The 21,367-nt window shown below is 32.9% G+C and carries 20 protein-coding genes; 7 read left to right on the forward strand and 13 right to left on the reverse strand.

All coding sequences use genetic code 11. The features are described from left to right. Together LUU93_RS02545 and rpsA are read left to right on the forward strand one after the other, a co-directional pair. A complete protein-coding gene (locus LUU93_RS02545; RefSeq protein WP_232677873.1) occupies positions 1-153 on the forward strand; it encodes a hypothetical protein in 153 nt (50 codons plus the stop codon). An 855-nt stretch (positions 154-1,008) separates the two neighbouring features. Then, positions 1,009-2,784, forward strand: coding sequence for a 30S ribosomal protein S1 (rpsA, locus tag LUU93_RS02550; RefSeq protein ID WP_232677875.1), 1,776 nt, complete (start codon positions 1,009-1,011; stop codon positions 2,782-2,784). Between the two features lie 172 nt (positions 2,785-2,956). Here rpsA and LUU93_RS02555 read toward each other — a convergent pair whose 3' ends face one another. The 8 genes from LUU93_RS02555 to LUU93_RS02590 form a co-directional block, all read right to left on the reverse strand. Then, positions 2,957-3,496 (reverse strand): ExbD/TolR family protein, encoded by a 540-nt coding sequence (locus tag LUU93_RS02555; RefSeq protein ID WP_232677877.1) that lies wholly within the window; start codon positions 3,494-3,496, stop codon positions 2,957-2,959. 118 nt (positions 3,497-3,614) lie between these two features. Beyond that, positions 3,615-4,460: an EamA family transporter gene (locus LUU93_RS02560; RefSeq protein WP_232677880.1), complete on the reverse strand. Its 846-nt coding sequence runs from the start codon at positions 4,458-4,460 to the stop codon at positions 3,615-3,617. 71 nt (positions 4,461-4,531) lie between these two features. Continuing rightward, positions 4,532-4,672 carry an SsrA-binding protein gene (locus tag LUU93_RS02565; protein WP_232677881.1) on the reverse strand — a complete coding sequence of 47 codons (141 nt, stop codon included), beginning with the start codon at positions 4,670-4,672 and terminating at the stop codon, positions 4,532-4,534. Positions 4,673-4,773: 101 nt separating this feature from the next. Then, complete coding sequence (locus LUU93_RS02570; protein WP_232677883.1) at positions 4,774-6,600, reverse strand: M56 family metallopeptidase; 1,827 nt, start codon at positions 6,598-6,600, stop codon at positions 4,774-4,776. A 20-nt stretch (positions 6,601-6,620) separates the two neighbouring features. Beyond that, on the reverse strand, positions 6,621-6,989 hold the full coding sequence (locus tag LUU93_RS02575) for a BlaI/MecI/CopY family transcriptional regulator (RefSeq protein WP_232677885.1): 369 nt from the start codon (positions 6,987-6,989) through the stop codon (positions 6,621-6,623). 32 nt (positions 6,990-7,021) lie between these two features. After that, the gene (locus LUU93_RS02580; protein ID WP_232677887.1) at positions 7,022-8,680 is read right to left on the reverse strand and encodes a M56 family metallopeptidase; all 1,659 of its coding nucleotides are present in this window, start codon (positions 8,678-8,680) and stop codon (positions 7,022-7,024) included. A gap of 32 nt (positions 8,681-8,712) precedes the next feature. Continuing rightward, positions 8,713-9,081 (reverse strand): BlaI/MecI/CopY family transcriptional regulator, encoded by a 369-nt coding sequence (locus tag LUU93_RS02585; RefSeq protein WP_053474181.1) that lies wholly within the window; start codon positions 9,079-9,081, stop codon positions 8,713-8,715. A gap of 165 nt (positions 9,082-9,246) precedes the next feature. Beyond that, a complete protein-coding gene (locus LUU93_RS02590) occupies positions 9,247-10,485 on the reverse strand; it encodes an MDR family MFS transporter (protein ID WP_369010193.1) in 1,239 nt (412 codons plus the stop codon). A gap of 76 nt (positions 10,486-10,561) precedes the next feature. Here LUU93_RS02590 and LUU93_RS02595 point away from each other — a divergent pair, with 76 nt between their 5' ends. From LUU93_RS02595 to LUU93_RS02615, 5 genes are all read left to right on the forward strand, one after another. Further along, a complete protein-coding gene (locus tag LUU93_RS02595; RefSeq protein WP_232677889.1) occupies positions 10,562-11,161 on the forward strand; it encodes a DUF1684 domain-containing protein in 600 nt (199 codons plus the stop codon). Next, positions 11,161-11,817 carry a TatD family hydrolase gene (locus tag LUU93_RS02600; RefSeq protein ID WP_232677898.1) on the forward strand — a complete coding sequence of 219 codons (657 nt, stop codon included), beginning with the start codon at positions 11,161-11,163 and terminating at the stop codon, positions 11,815-11,817. The genes LUU93_RS02595 and LUU93_RS02600 overlap by 1 nt, the downstream gene beginning before the upstream one ends. A gap of 257 nt (positions 11,818-12,074) precedes the next feature. After that, the gene (locus tag LUU93_RS02605; RefSeq protein ID WP_232677900.1) at positions 12,075-12,791 is read left to right on the forward strand and encodes a tRNA threonylcarbamoyladenosine dehydratase; all 717 of its coding nucleotides are present in this window, start codon (positions 12,075-12,077) and stop codon (positions 12,789-12,791) included. A 147-nt stretch (positions 12,792-12,938) separates the two neighbouring features. Continuing rightward, positions 12,939-13,601, forward strand: a complete 663-nt coding sequence (locus tag LUU93_RS02610; RefSeq protein ID WP_232677903.1) for an HAD family hydrolase — start codon at positions 12,939-12,941, stop codon at positions 13,599-13,601. 70 nt (positions 13,602-13,671) lie between these two features. After that, positions 13,672-14,514 (forward strand): DUF2911 domain-containing protein, encoded by an 843-nt coding sequence (locus tag LUU93_RS02615; RefSeq protein WP_232677907.1) that lies wholly within the window; start codon positions 13,672-13,674, stop codon positions 14,512-14,514. A 127-nt stretch (positions 14,515-14,641) separates the two neighbouring features. Here the strand turns inward: LUU93_RS02615 and LUU93_RS02620 are convergent, their stop codons facing one another. From LUU93_RS02620 to LUU93_RS02640, 5 genes are all read right to left on the reverse strand, one after another. Beyond that, positions 14,642-15,271, reverse strand: coding sequence for an MCP four helix bundle domain-containing protein (locus LUU93_RS02620; RefSeq protein ID WP_232677910.1), 630 nt, complete (start codon positions 15,269-15,271; stop codon positions 14,642-14,644). A gap of 135 nt (positions 15,272-15,406) precedes the next feature. Continuing rightward, the gene (locus LUU93_RS02625) at positions 15,407-16,135 is read right to left on the reverse strand and encodes an alpha/beta hydrolase (protein ID WP_232677913.1); all 729 of its coding nucleotides are present in this window, start codon (positions 16,133-16,135) and stop codon (positions 15,407-15,409) included. A 37-nt stretch (positions 16,136-16,172) separates the two neighbouring features. Beyond that, positions 16,173-17,900, reverse strand: coding sequence for a sodium:solute symporter family protein (locus LUU93_RS02630; protein ID WP_232677915.1), 1,728 nt, complete (start codon positions 17,898-17,900; stop codon positions 16,173-16,175). 120 nt (positions 17,901-18,020) lie between these two features. Beyond that, complete coding sequence (locus tag LUU93_RS02635; RefSeq protein WP_232677917.1) at positions 18,021-20,552, reverse strand: PIG-L family deacetylase; 2,532 nt, start codon at positions 20,550-20,552, stop codon at positions 18,021-18,023. A 159-nt stretch (positions 20,553-20,711) separates the two neighbouring features. Continuing rightward, positions 20,712-21,233, reverse strand: coding sequence for a hypothetical protein (locus tag LUU93_RS02640; protein WP_232677919.1), 522 nt, complete (start codon positions 21,231-21,233; stop codon positions 20,712-20,714). Between the last annotated feature and the right edge of the window lie 134 nt (positions 21,234-21,367).

Consider the following 21,367-nt stretch of genomic DNA (forward strand, 5'->3'; position numbering starts at 1 on the left):
ATGAAATTTGAATTAGAATTTGATAAAGATGTTTACAATAAACAAATGGATTTATTGTTTGATCTTAATTGGAAAAAGAAAAAAGATTATTATAAAAATTCGCAATATCTTGGTTTAATCCTATATTATTATTGGAATTGTCTTAATTTATAAGAGACCCAATATATTTGGAATTGGTTATTGTTTTGTATTTTCGGGCTGTCTAATCTGGTATCTTTTATATATTACTACTTCAAAATAAGATCTTTTTATAAAAGAATGGAAGATGTTAAGGTAAAGGAAATTAATGATTTTCATTATATAAAATATATGAATTTGGAATTTACAGAAGATGCATTGATAACAACTTCTGGAGATCATTTCAATCTTATTCAATGATCAGAATTCATACACTATATTGTAAAAGAAAATAATTTGATCCTGATAACTAAAGATTATGAATCTTTTATTTTAGGCGAAATAGAAGTTGGTTTAGAAAATTTTGAAAAAATAACATCTTTTGTTAAGGTAAAGTTTGAGACTAAAAAAGAAAATGACTAAACCTTTGTCAAAGTTGATTGCGTACAGTAAACCCGACAGGTTTTTAAAACCTGTCGGGTTTACTGTATTGAAAACAATTGTCAGGCTGAGTGAAGTCGAAGCCTTTATCTCGGTAACAATGGGCTTCAACTTCGCTCAGCCTGACAAAAAATAAAGTTCATAAAAACTACTAAACGTCTGATTTAGCCCCGATAGAGCGGTTATCCTTTTTCTGGCTCCTTTAGACAGAAAAAGATAGCAGCGAAAGCGGGACTTTTGGTCTTGGAAAGGTTAAAATGTTCTGCTTCTGAACAATTGATTGATAATCATCTGGATTTATTTTGTAAGTACAAATATTTGTAGTAATTTTGCAGTCCTTTTGGCGAAGAAGAGTTTCCTTTAGGTATCAACTATTTATGTAAAACAACTTCTGTATTTTCTACTGCTTTATGAAACTCGAGAAAAACAGAATACAAATTTTTTATCAGCATGTCTGAACAAACAAAATCACAAGAAGAGTTTTTAGCGAATTTTAACTGGCATAACTTCCAAGAAGGAATTGATGCTGTTGACGAGAAAAACTTACAAGAATTCGAAGAACTAGTATCTAAAACTTTTATCGCTACAGATCAGGAAGAAGTAGTTGAAGGTGTAGTTGTTAGAATTACAGATAGAGACGTTATCGTTGATATCAACGCAAAATCGGAAGGTGTTATTTCTTTAAACGAATTCCGTTACAACCCAAACTTAAAAGTGGGTGACAAAGTAGAAGTATTAATTGATATCCGTGAGGATAAAACAGGTCAATTAGTATTATCTCACAGAAAAGCTCGTACTATTAAATCATGGGATAGAGTTATTGCTGCAAACGAAACAGGTGAAATCGTTAATGGTTTTGTAAAATGCAGAACTAAAGGCGGTATGATCGTTGACGTTTTTGGTATTGAAGCTTTCTTACCAGGTTCTCAAATTGACGTTAAGCCAATTAGAGACTACGATGTATATGTAAACAAAATGATGGAATTCAAAGTGGTAAAAATTAACCACGAATTCAAAAACGTTGTTGTATCTCATAAAGCGCTTATCGAGGCTGATATTGAAGTACAGAAAAAAGAAATCATCGGTCAATTACAAAAAGGACAAGTATTAGAAGGTGTTGTTAAAAACATTACTTCTTATGGTGTGTTCATTGACTTAGGTGGTGTTGACGGATTAATTCACATTACTGACCTTTCTTGGAGCAGAATTAACCACCCAAGTGAAGTTCTTGAATTAGACCAAAAATTAAACGTTGTAATCCTTGATTTCGATGATGAGAAAACAAGAATTCAATTAGGATTGAAACAATTAAACGCTCACCCATGGGATGCTTTAGATGCTAATTTAACAATTGGTGATAAAGTAAAAGGTAAAGTAGTTGTAATCGCTGATTATGGTGCATTTATCGAAGTTGCTGAAGGTGTTGAAGGTTTAATCCACGTTTCTGAAATGTCATGGTCAACTCACTTACGTTCTGCTCAGGACTTCGTGAAAGTTGGAGATGTTGTTGAGGCTGTTATCTTAACTCTTGACAGAGATGATCGTAAGATGTCATTAGGTATCAAACAATTAACTCAAGATCCATGGACTGACATTACTGCTAAATACCCAGTAGGTTCTAAACATACAGGTATCGTTAGAAACTTTACAAACTTTGGAATTTTCGTAGAATTAGAAGAAGGAATCGATGGATTAATTTACATCTCTGATCTTTCTTGGACTAAGAAAATCAAACACCCATCTGAATTTGTAAATGTTGGTGAAAAACTTGATGTAGTTGTATTAGAATTAGATGTTGAAGGACGTAAATTATCTTTAGGTCACAAACAAACTACTGCTAATCCTTGGGATCAATACGAAGATTCTTTCGCTGTAGGAACTATCCACAATGGTGAGATTTCTGAAATCGTTGACAAAGGAGCCACTGTAGAATTCGGAGATGATATCGTTGCTTTCATTCCTACTCGTCACCTTGAAAAAGAAGACGGAAAGAAATTGAAAAAAGGTGATACTGCTGATTTCAAAGTAATCGAATTCAACAAAGAATTCAAAAGAGTAGTTGCTTCTCACACTGCTATCTTCCGTGAAGAAGAAGAGAAAAACGTGAAAGCTGCTGTTGAAAATACTGCATCTGCATCTACAAACGCACCAGCTGCGACTTTAGGTGATAACAATGACGTATTAGCTGCTCTTAAAGCTAAAATGGAAAAAACTGAGAAAAAATAATTCTTAGATTTTTTATAAATAGAAAGTCCCACAGAAATGTGGGACTTTTTTTGTTCTTTTTGTTTTATGTTTGTCAGTTCGAGTCTCCAAAATTTTGAAAGAGAACTTGTATGCATTTCGACTTCGCTCAATGTGACAATAAAGGACTTCTTTCTGTAATTTATCTTATAATTTATTTTGAAGCTAATAATTTAGCTTCTTCGGGAGTAAAATCATTTACAATTGCATAAGTGTCGATTTTAGCAATTGCCATTTCATCTAAAATATCAATCAAATTTTTAAAATTGCATTTTTTGCTGGGTTTTATTATTACAATTGGACCACGATTTGATCTTCCTGATTGGGCCAATCTTTCTCTAATAATTCCAGTTTTAATTCCTAATTCTTTTCGAATTCCATTTCTACCATAATTCAAAATTTTTGGGTTTTCTTCTAGGTAAAATAAAAGTCCAGAATAGGTAACAATTTTATCATTTTCATCAAGCAAAATAGTTATTAATCGATCATCTATTCCCACACCGCATCTAATTACATGACCCCATTCTTCTTCGGAATATTTCGCTGGTAAAGTCAAATCCATAACTTTTGGTTTAGACAATTCACCAACGAGCATGAAAAATATAATCAGCAAAAAAGAAACACTGACCATTGCAGTTAAATCTACTCGAGAACTTAATTTTTTACTTCTTACTTTTTTAGGTAAATTTTGCATAATAGATCATTTTATTTCTAATAAATAGTAATTATATTGAAATAAAATAAACTTTAAGATGAATATTTTTTATATAAATAATGGATGTGTTTTTACTGCATTAAGGGTGAAAATCAATTTATCTTTTGGCTGTTAAAGTACTTCCCGCAGAAGCAATTACAACACACACAACTGCCAAAATCTCATAAAAGTTTAAGCTTTCCTGTAGAAAGATAAACGCGCAGACAGAAGCCGCAGCCGGCTCCAGGCTCATTAAAATACTAAATGTACGGGGAGGAAGCTGACCCAAAGCTTTCATTTCTAAAGTAAAAGGAATTGCACTTGATAAAAGGGCAAGAGCAACACCCATTCCGAAGAGTTTTGGAGTTAGGTTTGCTAATCCGTTTTCGAGGAATCCGAAAGGTAAAATCAAGATTGCTGCAAATAGCATTCCGGTTGAAACAGCCTGACCACTATTCATTATTTTTGAAATCTTGCCGCCTAAAACTATATATGCTGCCCAAAGTGCACCGGCCAAAAGAGCAGATATAACTCCTAAAATATCTAGGCGATCGTTTGTCCATGGCGCTATTAAAACAATTCCCATTGCGGCAAGCAAAACCCAGCAATAATCTACCAAACGTCTTGAGCCTATAATTGCTACCAATAATGGACCGATAAACTCTAAAGTTACTGCCAAACCAATTGGAATTCTTTCTATTGCAAAATAAAAAATCAAATTCATTGCCCCCAATGACAAACCGTACGGAGTTACAATTTTCCATTGATCTGCCGTTATTGCTCTTAGATTTGGCCTGTAAGCCAATAATAAAATTAGTGCTGAAATACCAATACGTATAGATGCTGTTCCTGCCGCTCCAATTGCAGGGAAAAGTGTTTTTGCAATCGCAGCACCGCATTGTACACTAATAATCGCCAATAAAACTGCAGGAACAGGAGGAAGGTTGAATTCTTTATTTTTCATAAATGTAATATTGCAGAGAATAAAAACTATTATTTTCTGCTGTCTAAAACAAAAGTATTTTTAATTGATTATTATCCTAAAGCTCGTTTAGTAACATAAGCGCGATAGCCAATGACCGCCATTTGCCATTTTTTTGCTTTAGTAATATCTAAGCCTTGTTTTGTAAAACTTGGCAGAAGAATTTTATTTAGTTTGGCTAAAATTTTATACATGGCAGATTTATTTTTTCAAAGATATAAAAAAAGACTTTGTTACTCACAAAGTCTTTTTTAGCTTTCAAAAATATAATTGATTTTATTGATTGAAGAGGTGTTTAGGATTTTTTATTATTTTCCTTTTCCCATTTTTTTAAATCTTTTTCACGTTGTTTCATGTCTTTCTCAAACTGCTTCATATCTTTTTCATGCTGCTTCATGTCAAGTTGATGCTGTCTCATATCGTTTTCATATTGCTTTATGCTTCTTTCGTATTCTTTAGAATCTCTGCCATATTTAATTTGTACATCCTGATTGAATTTTTCCATATCAAAATTGAATTTTTCCATTGCAATTTCATACTTCTCCATTTGTTTTTCAAAAATGGCTTCTCTTTGAGACATAATGTCTTCAATTTGTTTTTCGTAAGCAGAAAGATCTGGTTCAAAAGCTTCCATCTTTTTTTCAAACTCAGCCATGTCTTTTTCAAATTTAGCCCAAGCTGCTTTATCTTTTGGGCTTGCCGGAGCAACTGGCGGTTTTGGCATTTTAGACATATCAATAACTGGTGCAGGAGGCATTGGTCCTGTTGGGAAAACCGGAGCAATTGGTGCAGCAGGCGGAGCAGGAGGAACTGGCGAAGAACGGTCTTCTGGATTAGCATCAGAATCAAAGTTTCTTACTGCAATATCGCGATTTTGAATTACTACTGGGTGATCTATTTGGTCATCAGTAACTAAACTCACACTTTTTGTACCTTCTTCATCTTTATCGATTACAATACTACAGTCTTTTAATGCTTTAGTACTGTTCATTTCAATAACCTGCACTTTACCACTTTCTTTAACAACTTCAATTTTAATAGCAATTAGTTCATTATCTCTGTTTCTCTTTGCATTTGAGATTTCTAAATCAACGTTATGTTCAGATTTTAGTTTCGCAGTTAAATCTTTTAATTCCTGATCTGTAGTCGATTTTGTAATTTTATAAACTTCACCATCCTGAATGATAGAGGCCAAAGCGGCTTTTTCGGTTTTTTCTTTAAGTTCTTTTTTCTCCTGCGCTATTGTTTTAATTTGAAACAAGAGAACAAATGCTCCAAGTGCCGGAATTATGGCGTAATATTTCCAGTAATTCCATTTTTTTGATTGATTTTTGTTTAACATAACAATTCGTTTTTTGATTAATGATTGATAGAAATGATTGGTGATTGCAACACATGTTTCATGTGTTGTTATTTTTAAGAGTGTGTATTGATACGCTTTTTTGTCTGATATTTTTTTGGCAGCCTCATTATCTGCAATGAATTCTAAATTTTGAAGAATTGCTTTTTTATAAAGCCAGATAATTGGGTTGAACCAAAATAGGATGCAGAAAATTCTGGAAATTATTACGTCAACTGTATGATGTTGATCGCTGTGTACTTTTTCGTGTTCTAAAATACTTTCTAATTCAGACTCGCTGTACATTGATGAGTTGTACACGATATAATCAAAATAAGAAAATGGGGCAATGTTTTCTTCGATATCTACGAATTTGAAATCGGCCTGCTGTTCTACTTTTTTTCCTTTTAAAACCGAATTCAGACTATAAAAATCAATTCCGAATTTTATCATAAAAGCAGCAAACCCAAGCGCGTAAATACCTAATGAAACTAGATTCCAGTTTATTTCAAAAGATTCTTCTTCTGCAATTTGCGGATGATAATTTGGAATGTAGTGATAGTTCACAGCTGGCGCATAATCAACCGGAACCGGAACGGGATCAATCCAAACTATTTTTGTGTACACAACAAACGGCAAAACAATTGATGTTATCAAACCGGCAAGTAAAAACCATCTGCTGCTATTAAAGAAAGTCTCTTTTCGCAGTAAAAAAAAGTATGCAAAATAAAACAAAGCGATTAAACCACTTGATTTGACGATAAAAATGAAAAGTGCTTCCATAATGATTTATTTTCTTTGGTTTACTTTTTTTCGTTTGGATTTTCAATCATAGCCAGAATTTCGCGTAATTCATCTGCCGATATTTTTTCTTCTTTGGCAAAAAACGAAACCATATTTTTATAAGAGCTGTTGAAATAATTATCAATGGCTGTATTCATATACTTTTTACTGTAGGCTTCAAGAGTTACGGCCGGATAATATTGATACGTGTTTCCAAAAGCATTATGCGCCACAAAACCTTTTTCCTCCAGATTTCGAACTATAGTCGAAAGTGTATTATAATGCGGCTGATCTTCTGTGATTTCAGCCTGAATCTCTTTTACGAATGCTTTTTTGAGCTTCCATAAAATGTGCATTATTTCTTCTTCTTTGTTGGTTAGTTTTTGCATTTTTAGATTTTTAAAAAATTAGAAACGATTTTTTAATCACGAGTTTCGATCTCAATTACGCCGTTTGCGCCTTTTTCGCCGTATTTAGCTATCGCCTCAACTCCTTTGTAAACACTTACAGATTCAATTTTTTTTGTATCAATATCATTAACATCAAAACTGCGGGGCATTTCTTTTCCGTCAACAATTACAAGACTTTCTAATACTTTGTTAGCGGCTTTTGTTTCGTTCGAAATGGCAATAACAGAACCATTGGTGGTCGTAATTACTTTAGTATTAGTCTTGTTATCTGTATCAATAGTTACAGTAGTGCTAATATTTGTGTTAGCATTACTATTAGTTTTTGTACTAGTATTAGTATTATCGTTAACATTGGTATCAATTTTAGTGGTTAATTTTTTGCTTATTACAGTTTTTGAATCGGCATTAGTTTTACAATTATCGTTTTTAGCAGCGTTTAGTGAGCTGATTTTTTTGCTAACTGCAATTTTAGAAGTATTTGCTTCGTCAGAAGTTTGAATACCTACGTTTTTTTTGCCCTTTTTATCTGTTATTACAATTACTCCAAAATCTTTAATAGTATGATCTCCTGCTGTTTGAATTGATTGCGCCAGCTGAGTACCATTTTTGATGGCAACTTTAATTGAAGTTAAATTGTTTTCAGCATTCCTTTTTACATCAGAAACTTCAAAATCTACATTATGAATTGATTTTAATTTTTCTTTGATTTCTTTCAGTTCTGCATCTGTAGAGTTTTTCTTGATTCTGTAAACATCCACAGATTCTATTTCTCCGGAAACTTCTTTTACAGCCTGCTGTTTCTCTTTTGCAACTACTTCAGCCTGAAATAGCAAAACAAAAGCTCCAAGTACCGGAATTACAACATAGTATTTCCAGGAATTTCGCCTTTTTGATTGATTTTTGTTTAACATGACAATTCGTTTTTTGATTAATGATTGATAAAAATGATTGGTAATGGCAACACAGCTTTCGTGTGTTGTTATTTTTAAAAGCGTGTATTGATAGGCTTTTTTATCTGATAATTTTTTAGCTGCTTCTTTATCTGCAATGAATTCTAAATTCTGGGTAATCGCTTTTTTATAAAGCCATATAACAGGATTGAACCAAAAAAGCATACAAAAAGCTCGCGATATCAAAACATCAACCGTATGATTTTGATCGCTGTGTACTTTTTCATGTTCAATTATATTCTCTAATTCTGCCGGCGTATACATTGATGAGTTGTATACGATATATTCAAAATAAGAGAAAGGAGCAATATTTTCGTTTGTATCAATGAATTTAAAATCAGCCTGCTGATGAACTTTTTTTCCTTTTAAAACAGAATTTAAACTGTAAAAATCCATTGCAAATTTTGTCAGAAAAACTAAAAGCCCAATACAATAAACAGACAGCATAACATATAGCCAATTTATTTCAAAAGTTTTGTTTTCAATATTTTGAACAAGATTTGTGTCTGAGAAATTTAAATTTGGAATAGGAGCAGGGTTTATCCAAACAACTTTAGTATAAACTACAAAAGGCAGTATAACTGAGGTAATTAAACCAGTAAGAAGGAACCACCTGTTACTAGTAAAGAAAGTTTCTTTTCGAAGTAAAAAATAATAGGCACAGTAAAATAATGTAACTAAGCCGGCCGATTTTGCGATATAAACAAATATTGATTCCATAACTATCATTTTTCTTCGTTTACTTTTTGCCTTTATTTATTGTCTTTTGGGTTTTCGATCATAGCCAGAATTTCACGCAATTCATCTGCAGAAATTTTTTCTTCTTTAGCAAAAAACGAAACCATATTTTTATAAGAGCTGTTGAAATAATTGTCAATAGCAGTTTTCATATATTTTTTGCTGTACGCTTCAAGAGTTACTGTTGGATAATATTGATGGGTATTTCCAAAAGCATTATGCGCCACAAAACCTTTTTCTTCAAGATTTCGAACAATTGTAGAAAGCGTATTGTAATGCGGCTGGTCTTCCGTTATCTCTGCCTGAATTTCTTTTACGAATGCTTTTTTAAGCTTCCATAAAATCTGCATTATTTCTTCTTCTTTGTTGGTTAACTTTTGCATGTTTTCTAATTTTAATCCAAACCTACAACTATTTTTTTAGTTACGCAACTATAAATATAGTTATTTAACTAAAAATTTCGTTTTTAATAAATAAAAAGCATAAAAAAGTTATTCAGAATCAAAGTTAATGATTTGAATTTTAATGATTTATCTAGTATTTAGAAATTATTTATTTTTCTCCAGAAGTAATGCTTTTCTAATCCAAAGACAGCAGAGAGTGGCAAATATTCCTATGGAAGCCATAAAAAGCCAGTTGCTTTGATAACCAAAATTGTCAGCAATACCGAAACCAGCTTTAGTACTAAAAATATGGGCTAAACTGAAACTCATCGTATACAAAGCCATATAACGACCTTCCTGACCACGCGGAGCGCGGCTTAATGCAAATGCATTCGAAAACGGAAAGGTTAGGATTTCTCCAATTGAAATACAAATCATGCTGATAACCAAAATTCCAGCCCAAACATTAATTAACAATAAGAAGAAGCTAAATGCCATTACAAATGATCCTATAATTATGATCCTGATTTTAGGAAAACCTTTTCTTTCCATAAAGCCAACAGTTGGCATTTCTAAAGCAAAAATCAAAAGTCCGTTTAAAGTCATTAAAAGCCCGGTTTGAAATTCGTTTAAACCATATTGTTTATGATGATATAAAGGTAAAGTGGTAAAAAGCTGAAAGAAAATCATTGCCGTTATAAAACTCACAAATAAGAAAACCCAGAATATTTTATCGTGAAATACTGATTTTACATTTGTTACACTTTCAGTTTTATCACCATGATCGACTTTTTTCTTTTCTTTAACTAGCAATGCAAAAATCGATATAGAAAGAATACATGAAGCTCCGTCAACCCAAAATAAACCAGAATACCCCATTCCCATAATAATCAAACCGCCAAGAGCCGGCCCGGCAGCAAACCCTAAATTTACGGCAAGACGAACAAGTGTTAAGGCACGTGTTCTGTTTTCAGGTTTTGCATAAGCACCAAGAGACACAAACATTGCTGGTCGAAACATATCGGCAATTGTCATTAATACAAACATTCCAATGCATAATCCCCAAAACGATGTTAGAAACTGTACAAGAAACATTGAAATTCCAGTTGTAAATAAACTAAAAATCATGATTTTGTAGAATCCTATTTTATCTGAAAGTTTTCCGCCCAGCCATGAACCAAGCATTGACCCCAAACCAAATGAAACCATAATCCAGCTTACCTGACTTAATGAAAAATGTAAATCTTCATTTAAATATTTAGATAAAAAAGGCAGTACCATTGTACCCGCACGATTTATGAAAGTAATCAATGTAAGTATCCAAATTTCTCTTGTAAATCCCCTAAAATTGTTGAAGTAATGGTTTGCGGCAGTTTTGAGCATTATAATTATTGTATTTGCCACAAAGTTAGGAAACTTTGTAACGTACAACGGTTGTTGCTTTGTTACTTTTAAACTATTTTTGCATAAAATTCCAAAGATGAAAAATTCTATTGTCCTTATTTTGCTTCTGGTTTTTAGTTTTGGCTTTAGCCAAAGTAAATTTAGCAAGAGTGAAGCCGAAAAATTTCAAAAGCAAATTAACTCAGAATATGCTGATGCTAAGACAAGTCCGTTAATGGAAGAAGATTTAAAGACATTTAAAACTTTAGATTTTTACCCAATTGATGGAAAATATTTTGTGAACGCAAAATTTGAAAAAGCAGTCAATGAAAAAGTTTTCGAAATGAAAACTACCGGAACAAGAACACCACAATATATAAAATACGGCACATTATCCTTTACTATAAATGGCGTTCAAATGAAGTTGAACGTTTACAGAAACATAGAACTTTCTAAACAAAAAGAATACAAAGATCATTTATTCCTTCCTTTTTCAGATTTAACCTGTGGTAAAGAAAGCTATATAGGCGGAAGATATATCGATTTAAAAATTCCTAAAGGAAAAACAATTGCAGTCGATTTCAATCAGGCATATAACCCTTATTGTGCTTATAATCATAAATATTCATGTCCGCTTGTTCCACTGGAAAATGATTTAAAAGTTGAGATTAAAGCAGGAGTGAAAACCTTTCACTAATGGATTTTTTTAATTTTCATACCCATCAATTTACAAATCAATCTAATGTATTAGAATTGGTCAATCAATATCCGCAGGAATTTGATTCGGCGATTCCGTTTTATTCCATCGGAATTCATCCGTGGCGTATTAAGGAAAATGAAATTGATCTAGAATTGAAAATTATTGAAGATAAACTGCAAAGCAAAAATTGTCTGGCAATAGGCGAATGTGGTTTAGACAAACGAATCGGAATTCCGTTAGAACTGCAGATTACAGTTTTTGAAAAACAACTGGCTTTAGCCGAAAAATATAAAAAACCAGTTGTGGTTCATTGTGTTGCCGCTTTTCAGGAAGTGACAGCAATAAAAAAGAAATTAAAAATTTCAGTTCCGATGATTATTCACGGTTTTTCAAAAAATAACCAGCTTGCTGAACAATTAATTAAAGATGGATTTTATATTTCTTTCGGAAAATATCTATTGAGGAATCCCAATTTAAAAACCGTTTTTCAGAATATTCCAAACGATCGTTTTTTTCTGGAAACTGATACAATTGAAGAGAATATACAACAGGTTTATGATTTAGCATCAGAATATAAAAATATCACAATTAAAGAATTACAGGACATTATCTCAAGTAATTTTAAAAGAGTGTTTGGTGAAAAAAGTGATTAGTAATTAGTAAAAAGTAAAAAGTGAAATGAGTTGTCACCCTGAGCGAAGCCGAAGGGCGCTCCAATAGGACGTGGCTTCGACTTCGCTCAGCCTGACAAGCATGAAACCTGAAACTTGAAACAAAAAAATAAAATTAAGATGAAGTTGTCACCCTGAGCGAAGCCGAAGGGCGCTCCAATAGGACGTGGGCTTCGACTTCGCTCAGCCTGACAAACAGTGAAACTTGAAACAAAAAATAAAAAAACAAAAAATATAATATGGCAGAGTGGACAGAAAGAGCCGAGCTTTTATTTACAAAAGAAGGATTAGAAAATTTGCGTAATGCAAATGTATTAGTAGTTGGTTTAGGCGGTGTTGGATCGTTTGCAGCTGAATTTTTAGCAAGAGCCGGAGTAGGAAACATGACAATTGTAGATGGGGATGTTGTAGATATTACAAACATTAACAGACAATTACCAGCTTTGCATTCTACTGTTGGAGAAGCAAAAATTAAAATTGTAGGTGATCGTTTAATGGATATTAATCCAGAATTGAAACTTACCCGCGTTCAGGAATTTTTATCTCCGGAAAGGGCTTTTGAAATCGTTTCTCCAGAGTTTGATTATGTTTTAGACTGCATTGATAGTATTACTCCAAAACTAAATTTAATTATTGCGGCAAAACGCAAAAGAGTAAAAATTATCAGTAGTATGGGAGCAGGAGGAAAGATGCTGGCTTCTAAAGTAAAAGTAGGTGATATTTCTAAAACTATAAACTGCTATTTTTCAAAAGCAATCCGTAAGAGATTAAAGGCTGTAAAAATCAACAAATTAAAAGTTGTTTTTTCATCTGAAATCCAAAATGAAAACAGCTTAAAATTAACCGACGGAAAAAACTTTAAAAAATCTTTCTACGGAACAAACAGCTACATGCCGGGATTATTCGGTCTTCACGCTGCAGAAACCGTGATTCGTTATTTACTTAAAAAAGGGTAGAAGGTTTTGTTTCAAGTTTAAAGTTTCACGTTCGAAACGAAGTAAACTTTGTAAAAGTTACTGCCAGCACTTAAAACACGAAACAAAGAAAACCCGAACAAAAACTTAGAATCTTAGCATCTCAGAACCTTAGAACCTTAAAAAAAAATGATTAAAACAGTAATTTTTGATATGGACGGTGTAATTGTCGATACAGAACCCGTTCATCGTTATGCATACTACAAGCAGTTTTCAGAATTAAATATTGAAGTTCCAGAGGAAATGTATACTTCGTTTACCGGATTTTCGACGCGAAATACTTTCCAGAGTTTAAAAGGCTTTTTTCCAACAATTGAGCACGAAGTGGAAGATTTGATTCAAAGAAAAAGAAATATTTTTAACGATGCTTTTGATACTAAAGAAGACCTTTATCTTTTAGATGGGGTTGAAGATTTAATTAAGGATTTATACGCAAACGGAATTCAGTTAATTTTAGCTTCTTCTGCTTCAAAAGTTACTATCGAGCGTGTATTTACAAGATTTAATCTTCATCAGTATTTTTCTCATATTGTGAGCGGTGAAGATTTTCCGCAGTCTAAACCAAACCCGGCTATTTTTATTCATGCAGCTTCTTTATCAATTGCTCCAAAAGAGGAATGTGTTATTATTGAAGACAGCACAAATGGTGTAAAAGCTGCAAAAGCTGCCGGAATTTATTGTGTGGGTTACAACAGCATTCATTCTAACCTTCAGGACTTAGCAGGAGCAGATATTGTAATCAATCATTTTAGCGAATTGAATGCGCAAAAAATATCACAGATTAATACTTGAATTAAGTAAAATTTAACATTTGTTAGATAATTGAATTTGTAAATTTGAAGAAAACAAATAAACATTTATAATGAAAAAATTACTTATTGCATTAGCCATTGTTTTGGCGCCTTTTGCTGCTGAAGCACAAGTAAGAACGCCGCAAGCGAGTCCAAAAGCATATATCAAACAAACAGTGGGTTTAACGGATGTTGAAGTTACGTATTCAAGACCGGGAGCCAGAGGAAGAGCTGTTTTTGGAAATTTAGTTCCGTTTGGTAAACTTTGGAGAACAGGAGCCAATGAAAACACCGTTATTAATTTTAGTGATGATGTTGTAATTGACGGTAAAACTTTGAAAAAAGGAAAATATGCAATTTATACAATTCCTAAAATTGAAAGCTGGGAAGTTATTTTTTATCTTTCTACAGACAACTGGGGATTGCCTGAAAACTGGAATGATGCGTATGTTGTTTTAAGAACTACCGTTAAAGAAAATGCTCTGCCAACTCCGGTTGAAACTTTTACAATTGGTATTAATGGTTTAGATCAAAACTTTGGTTATTTAGAAATGGCTTGGGAAAACTCTCATATTGCTTTAAAATTTGAAGTTCCTACTGCTAAAACAGCAATTGCAAGTATCGAAAAAACATTAGCAGGACCAACATGGAATGACTATTATGCTGCATCTCAATATTTATTTTCTTCAAACGGGAATTTAGATACTGCAAAAATCTATGTTGATAAAGCATTAGATATGAGTACTGATAAACCTTATTATGTTTCAAGATTAAAATCATTAATCCAGGCAAAACAAGGTGACAAAAAAGGTGCTGTTGAAACTGCTAAAATTTCATTGGCAGCTGCAGAAGCTGCAAACAATCAGGATTATGTAAAAATGAATAAAGACAGTATCGCTGAGTGGAGCAGATAGTTTCTTGAAAATTTCAATATAAAAATTCCAAAATCCAAAGCTTTACAGCTTTGGATTTATTTTGCCATTTCGAGGAATGATAAAATTGTGCGAAATTTTGGTATTTGGAATTTAAAAATTGGAATTTCTAATTCATACTAGGCGGCTCAGGAATTTTGACTTTTCTCTTTATTTTCTTTACAATTAAAAGATAAAAAGTAATACCTCCTAAAATTATAAGCAAGGCAATTTGAAGCTGGCCTAAACTATTGTTTTTACTGTACATTTTATTTGCACTTGCCAGTTTAGCTTTTCCTTCCTTAATCTGAATTTGAGATAAAGATTCTAAAGTTTTTAAAGCTTGCGCGCTCGAATAGGCAATTTTATTCCAGTTTTTGTTTTCGACTTGTTTATTGATTTCTTTACAGGAACCTAAAAAAGCATCAAAATGCTGTTTTTCGTTATTGGTCAAAACTGTTTTGGCGTACAAATCGTCAATATTGTGGATGATGTTTAAAGTATGAATGATTTCATCTTTTTTAATATTATCGCTTAAATTTAGTTTTTCGGCCTCGGCTTTTATAAAATGAAGCTGCTTTGAATATTGAAAAATATAATGTGCAACAACCAATCGATCCTTATAAATTGCATTGATATTGTCGTTAACATTTTTAGAATTTCGAAGCGTATTGAAGTTTCCCAATAAAATTATCAGCATTACAATCAACAAGACAAAAGCTGCTTTGGTTTTATTGCTGTATTTTTTATGGTCTCTCATCGTGTTCTCTATTTAAGAAGTGCTTTCTCAAAGATAGAGATTTGTTTAGATTTTGCATCGCTTTTCGATTTGAAAAAACTAAAGAGTCGTAATCTTTGTCAAAGTCAGAGATGCAATTTTTAAAACCAGAAAAATTTATTTTACAAATTCTAATATATTTTTCAATGTTTCTGCCTGCTGCTGTTCGCGGGAAATTCTTGCCGAATTATCACCAAATTGAAATCCATAATAACCAAACTGAGCATGATTTGCACCTTCTATTTTTACAAATTTTGTACTTTCCGGGAGTTTAGATTTGTTTTTTAGAATAGTTTTTTCATCAGCAACCCCATCATCTGAGCCGTAAATTTTTAAGATTGGTATTCTACTGTCTGCGATAGAAATATCTCTGGGATGTGTGGTTCCAATTAATATTAATTTATCAATTAAACCAGGGTTTTCATAAACAAATTGAGCTGCCATTTTACCGCCTTGTGAATGCCCTGCAAAAATATATTCTATATTTTTATCGTCTAACAATCCAAGTTCTTTAGGTAATTTATAGCCGTTAGAAGCCAGTCTCCAAGGCATTTTAATCAAATAAACTTTTAGTCCGTTTTCTGAAATTTGCCTGCATAAAGGAACATAAGCTTTTGGATCGACCATTGCACCGGGATAAAAAAATAAAACTTTATCTGTTTTAATTTTCGGCTCAAACAAAAAATAGTTTTCGTTGTTTACTACTTTGATTTTAGCATTGTCTTTTAAATACAAATTTGAAACTCCCTGTGATTGATAAGAATAAACCAGCCAGATTGTAAATGACATAGCAATAAAAAACCATATTCGTTTGATTATTCTTAGAATTGGTTTTTTCTTTTTCACAACACAGCGATTATTTTGAATTCTTTAAAATTTTATTTTATTGCTCGAAAACAACTTCGTCATCATTAGGTTTACTTCTAAAAAACAAAAATTGCATAATCAATGACAAAGCAATTGTCAAAATTGCACCAATAAAATTAAGCCATAAATAGCCTAATTTTTCCTGGCTGTAAATCATATAATAATAGATTATGAAAATGGTAATCTGACTAATAATGGCACTGATAAACATTGGTTTTGCCTGAACTCTTTTAAGATAAAATCCAACCAGGAATATTCCTAAAACAGTTCCGTAGAATATTGAGCCAATAATATTTACAAGCTGAATTAAGTTTTCAAATAAAGTTCCTACGCAGGCAAAAAGTATCGCTATAACTCCCCAGAATAAAGTGAAAAATTTAGTTGCATGAAGATAATGTTTCTCTGATTTTTCGGTTTTGAGATTTCGTTTGTAAATATCAATCGCAGTTGTCGAGGCCAAAGCATTTAATCCTGAAGCTGTTGATGACATTGCGGCCGAAAGGATAACTGCCAGCAATAAACCAATTAAACCTTTTGGTAAATAATGCAGGATAAAGTGGAAAAATACATAATCTTTATCGTTGGTTTCGCTGTTTTTGTCGGCTCTTGAAATGATTTCTTTGGCACGATCGCGTAAGTCTTTTTCCTTATTCGATAAATTAACTAATTCTTTGCGCAGAATAGGATTATCATAATCTTGATTTAACTGATCGATATACAATAAATTGATTACTTTTTTATCTTCGGATAATTTGCTCAGCTTTTTTTCAAGAGTATGATATTCTTCTTTATAAGCTGATTTTTCAATTACAATTTTATTATTCGGATTAAAATTTAAAGGAACAGGATTGAACTGAAAAAACACAAAGACCATAACTCCGGTTAACAGAATAAAGAATTGCATTGGCACTTTTAAAAGCCCGTTCATAATTAATCCCATTTGACTTTCTGCAACAGATTTCCCGGATAAATATCTTCCAACTTGAGATTGATCTGTGCCAAAATAGGCGAGGGCCAAGAAGAATCCGCCTGTAATTCCACTCCAAATAGTATATTTTTCTTCAGGATCAAAAGAAAAGTCAACAATATTCATTTTATCATTAGCACCAGCAATATGCAGCGCACTGGTAAAAGTCATATCGTTTGGTAAATAATGCAAAATCAGGAAAAATGTAATGAACATTCCCGACATAATTACAAACATCTGCTGTTTCTGTGTAACGTTTACAGCCTTTGTTCCTCCGGAAAAAGTGTAAATAATTACCAAAACTCCAATTATGATATTCATAATCGTTAAGTTCCATCCTAAAAGTGCCGATAGAATAATAGCCGGAGCATAAATAGTAAGTCCGGTACCTAAACCTCTTTGAACCAGAAATAGAATAGCAGCAAGAGAACGTGTTTTTACATCAAATCGTTTTTCAAGAAATTCATAAGCGGTAAAAACTTTATTTTTATGATAAAGCGGAATAAATGTTAAACAAATAACAACCATTGCAATTGGCAGTCCAAAATAGAACTGCACAAAACCCATTCCGTCATGATAAGCTTGTCCGGGCGTAGACAAAAATGTAATTGCGCTGGCCTGAGTCGCCATGACTGAAAGTCCAACGGTATACCAAGGTGTTTCGTTATTTCCTAAAATAAAATCTTCAACGTTTTTACTTCCTTTGGTTTTCCAGGAACCATAACCAACAATGAATAAAAGTGTTACAATAAGTACGATCCAGTCAAATAGCTGCATAGGTTATGAGTATAATTGCATGATTAAGAAAAAAATCACAATATAAATTAGGTTAGCAACCAAAACATAGGTGTAACTTTTTTTCCATTTTTTTGTTTTTTTTGCTTCCATATTTTAAAATTATTGCTTTAAATCCTGTTTAGGGGCTTCAATAGGCTGTTTTAACGAAATAATATTCGACAGTAATCTGTAAGCACCCGCAACACCCTCCGGCAGCTCTCTAAAAAAGCTTAGACCGGTGTAAATGTAGTATCCTTTTCCGTATGGTGCTACTAATAAAGCGCCATTTTTAGCCGATTCTCCTTTATCATGCGAGGAAATAATAGGAGTGAAGGCAGGATCGTATTCGTCCGGGTAATATAATCCCTGCTCTTGTGTCCAGCCTTCAAAATCTTTTGAAGTGATTTTATTTGGTGTATTTAAAACAGGATGATTTGGTGCTAAAAATGTGATTTTCGCATTTTCTTCGGTTACACGATCATTTGATAATTTTAACGGGTATGGTGCAATTTTATCGGTTACTAATTTACCGTATGTGTTGTACTGCACAATCATATTTTTTCCGCTTTTTACAAAATTAAATAAGATGTTTTGTTTGTTAGCCAAAGCATTTACGGTATTATAAGCGCGAATTCCTGTAATAACCGTGCCGAAAGAATCCAGTTTCTCCGGAGTAATTTCTTCGGGTTTTAAAACAGAAACTTTGTATCCCATTTGTGTTAAACTTTCCGGAACTTCGTCGCCGGCGCCCATAATGTAAGCAATTGCATCGCCAGAAGTTTTCAGGTCAATTCTAATGCATTTTGACTCAGCCGGTTTTAAAACCATTTGTTTTGTAATATGGTTGAAATCAATAATGGTCAGATCTCTGTCAAAACGTTTGTTGTCGACAATTGCAATACTTTTTGCTGCAACTTCTTCAGGGTTTACAGGTGGTGTAACTTCAAAATAAAAAATTTGTTCTGTTCCTTTTTTATCTAAAGTAAATGCAATTTGTTTTGGAGAAACATTCCAGCTTTTTGGTAATTCTAACTGCAGGTTTCCTTTTACATCATCTTTTCCGGCACGAACTTTTACCGGAACCATTTTACTTTTGGTATCTCTAAAAATCAAGACTTTTTCTAAGATAGAAGTAGTAACTTCCGGAACTATATCCAGAAAATTATACATTTCGCCTTTTACACCGTCATTGTATTTGTAAACAACAGTACGCTCAAACGGAATTTCTACATTATTGATTTTTATATTAAATACAACTTTTACTTCTCTAATAATATCCGGAACACCTATATTTTGCTGGTTTGAAACGGTATACATTCCAACCGTTGCTTTTTCTTTTAACCAATACGGCTGTGTGTATTCAATATTATCTGGAAGTTGTATCTGAAGATTGATTTTTTGATCGTTATTATCTTTTAAAATACTGTTTTGAGGAGTTGATTTATTATCAGGCAATGTTGTAACACTTGTCAATTGCATTTCTACTGCACATCTGTTAATGGCTTCCAGGTTTAAATTAATTTTACTTCCCGGAGTTGCTTCCTGCTCACTGGCAACTGCTTCAAGATATAGACCTGAGCATGATGCAATGATATTTTTTATAGCTGTCGATTTTAAATTTTTCCAATGTGTATCGTCTAAAGCCTGAATCATAGTGTAGGCTTTCACTAAATCTGGAATACTTGCTGATGGATTACTGAAATTGTATTTGTCAATAATCGAAGTAACTAAATCTCCAACAGGTTTTCCGTTTTTAACACGGTTCCAGCTTGTATCAATTCCGTCAAATAAATTGTCGCGATCTTTTGGAGTATCTCCATTAATAAGTTCAAGATATTCTGTTTCTAAACCACGAACTCCAGTACTTCCAAAACCTTGTGACTGGTGGCGGCTTCGGCTTAAAGCAGCGATTTCCTGGTTAGATTTTCCAATTCCGGTATAATATACACCAGTTTCCAACTTGGTAAACTTAGACTTATTTGCAGCATCAAATTTTTCCTGACTTCCGTAAAACCACCATGATGGATTAAAAAACTGACGTTTTACCTGCCAGGGCGCAGCATATTTTAATTGTTCGGGATAAATTTTCGGATCGTTTGTTAGTTTAAAACTTTGTACACTTAACATAGCAGATGATGTATGATGCCCGTGAGTAGTTCCCGGCGAACGATGATCGAAACGGTTAATAATGATATCCGGCTGAAAATTTCTAATGGTCCACACAACATCGGCAAGGACTTTATCTTTGTCCCAAATTTCTAAGGTTTCGTTTGGGTTTTTAGAAAAACCAAAATCATTTGCTCTTGAGAAAAATTGTTCTCCGCCGTCTATTTTTCTGGCTTCAATTAATTCCTGAGTTCTAATTACACCAAGTAATTCGCGCAATTGAGGACCAATTAAATTTTGACCGCCGTCGCCGCGGGTTAATGATAAATAACCGGTTCTTGCATTCATTTCATTTGCCAAATACGAAATCATTCGGGTATTTTCGTCATCAGGATGTGCAGCAACGTACAATACAGAACCTAAAAAGTTTAGCTTTTTAATTTGATTGTAAATTTCGACTGCGTTTGGTTTTTGCGGCTGTTGTGCAAATAAGATTTGAAAACTTATAAAAAATAAAAGAAGTATTTGAACTTGTATTTTTCGCATGGTGTAGTTAAATGGTTTTGAAACAGCTTCAAAAATACTAATTAAATTATGAAACAGTATTTAAATGAAATGTTAATGGTTCTTTTAAAAGCTCATTTTATAAAATATTTAATAAAAAAAGAGCGTATTAAAACTTAATACGCTCTCCTGTTTGATTTGTTATCTTCTTCCGTGACCGTGACCGTTATCATCGTCGTCATCGTCATATCTGTCATGTTTGTTATGATGCTTACCGTGGTGTTTGTCATAATGCTTGTAATCTCTGTCATCATAACGACGCTCGTTGTAACCATAAACCGCTCTCGGTCTGTAAGGTCTTTGTGGAGCACCGTGGTATCCTTTATAATATTTTACTCTATGACGATCGAAGTAAGTATAAGGGGTTCTTCCATGATAATCTGTTAAAACTACTTTGTAACCTCCGTATAAATCATAATTTCTGTATTGTCTTGGTAAGTAAGTGGTTCTAACCCATCTTCCTCCTCCAAAATAAATAAATTGAGATGCGCGTACGTCATAATAAGCTTCAATATCTGGAAGATAGTAATATTCCATTTCAGCATATCCGGCTGGTCCCCAAGCTGGAGGTGTCCCTATATTAACGTTAACTGATACCTGAGCTTGTGTGGCATTTGCAACCAAAAGAAATAATCCGGCGATTGCTATTTTAATTGTTTTCATTTTTTCTAAAGTTTAATGTTAATCTTTGTTTAAAGATTTTCATATATCGTGCCAAAAATAAAATGCAATTGTATTTCATCGAATAAATCATACTTTTTAACGATTGAATTTTTGTTAAATATTTTATAAATCAT

The organism is Flavobacterium soyae, assembly GCF_021245985.1.
GTDB classification, from domain to species: domain Bacteria; phylum Bacteroidota; class Bacteroidia; order Flavobacteriales; family Flavobacteriaceae; genus Flavobacterium; species Flavobacterium soyae.

Coding starts and splice junctions, on each gene's coding strand:
- LUU93_RS02545 (WP_232677873.1), top strand. CDS start 1: ATGAAATTTGAATTAGAATTTGATAAAGATGTTTACAATAAACAAATG.
- rpsA (WP_232677875.1), top strand. CDS start 1,009: ATGTCTGAACAAACAAAATCACAAGAAGAGTTTTTAGCGAATTTTAAC.
- LUU93_RS02555 (WP_232677877.1), bottom strand. CDS start 3,496: ATGCAAAATTTACCTAAAAAAGTAAGAAGTAAAAAATTAAGTTCTCGA.
- LUU93_RS02560 (WP_232677880.1), bottom strand. CDS start 4,460: ATGAAAAATAAAGAATTCAACCTTCCTCCTGTTCCTGCAGTTTTATTG.
- LUU93_RS02565 (WP_232677881.1), bottom strand. CDS start 4,672: ATGTATAAAATTTTAGCCAAACTAAATAAAATTCTTCTGCCAAGTTTT.
- LUU93_RS02570 (WP_232677883.1), bottom strand. CDS start 6,600: ATGGAAGCACTTTTCATTTTTATCGTCAAATCAAGTGGTTTAATCGCT.
- LUU93_RS02575 (WP_232677885.1), bottom strand. CDS start 6,989: ATGCAAAAACTAACCAACAAAGAAGAAGAAATAATGCACATTTTATGG.
- LUU93_RS02580 (WP_232677887.1), bottom strand. CDS start 8,680: ATGGAATCAATATTTGTTTATATCGCAAAATCGGCCGGCTTAGTTACA.
- LUU93_RS02585 (WP_053474181.1), bottom strand. CDS start 9,081: ATGCAAAAGTTAACCAACAAAGAAGAAGAAATAATGCAGATTTTATGG.
- LUU93_RS02595 (WP_232677889.1), top strand. CDS start 10,562: ATGAAAAATTCTATTGTCCTTATTTTGCTTCTGGTTTTTAGTTTTGGC.
- LUU93_RS02600 (WP_232677898.1), top strand. CDS start 11,161: ATGGATTTTTTTAATTTTCATACCCATCAATTTACAAATCAATCTAAT.
- LUU93_RS02605 (WP_232677900.1), top strand. CDS start 12,075: ATGGCAGAGTGGACAGAAAGAGCCGAGCTTTTATTTACAAAAGAAGGA.
- LUU93_RS02610 (WP_232677903.1), top strand. CDS start 12,939: ATGATTAAAACAGTAATTTTTGATATGGACGGTGTAATTGTCGATACA.
- LUU93_RS02615 (WP_232677907.1), top strand. CDS start 13,672: ATGAAAAAATTACTTATTGCATTAGCCATTGTTTTGGCGCCTTTTGCT.
- LUU93_RS02620 (WP_232677910.1), bottom strand. CDS start 15,271: ATGAGAGACCATAAAAAATACAGCAATAAAACCAAAGCAGCTTTTGTC.
- LUU93_RS02630 (WP_232677915.1), bottom strand. CDS start 17,900: ATGCAGCTATTTGACTGGATCGTACTTATTGTAACACTTTTATTCATT.
- LUU93_RS02635 (WP_232677917.1), bottom strand. CDS start 20,552: ATGCGAAAAATACAAGTTCAAATACTTCTTTTATTTTTTATAAGTTTT.
- LUU93_RS02640 (WP_232677919.1), bottom strand. CDS start 21,233: ATGAAAACAATTAAAATAGCAATCGCCGGATTATTTCTTTTGGTTGCA.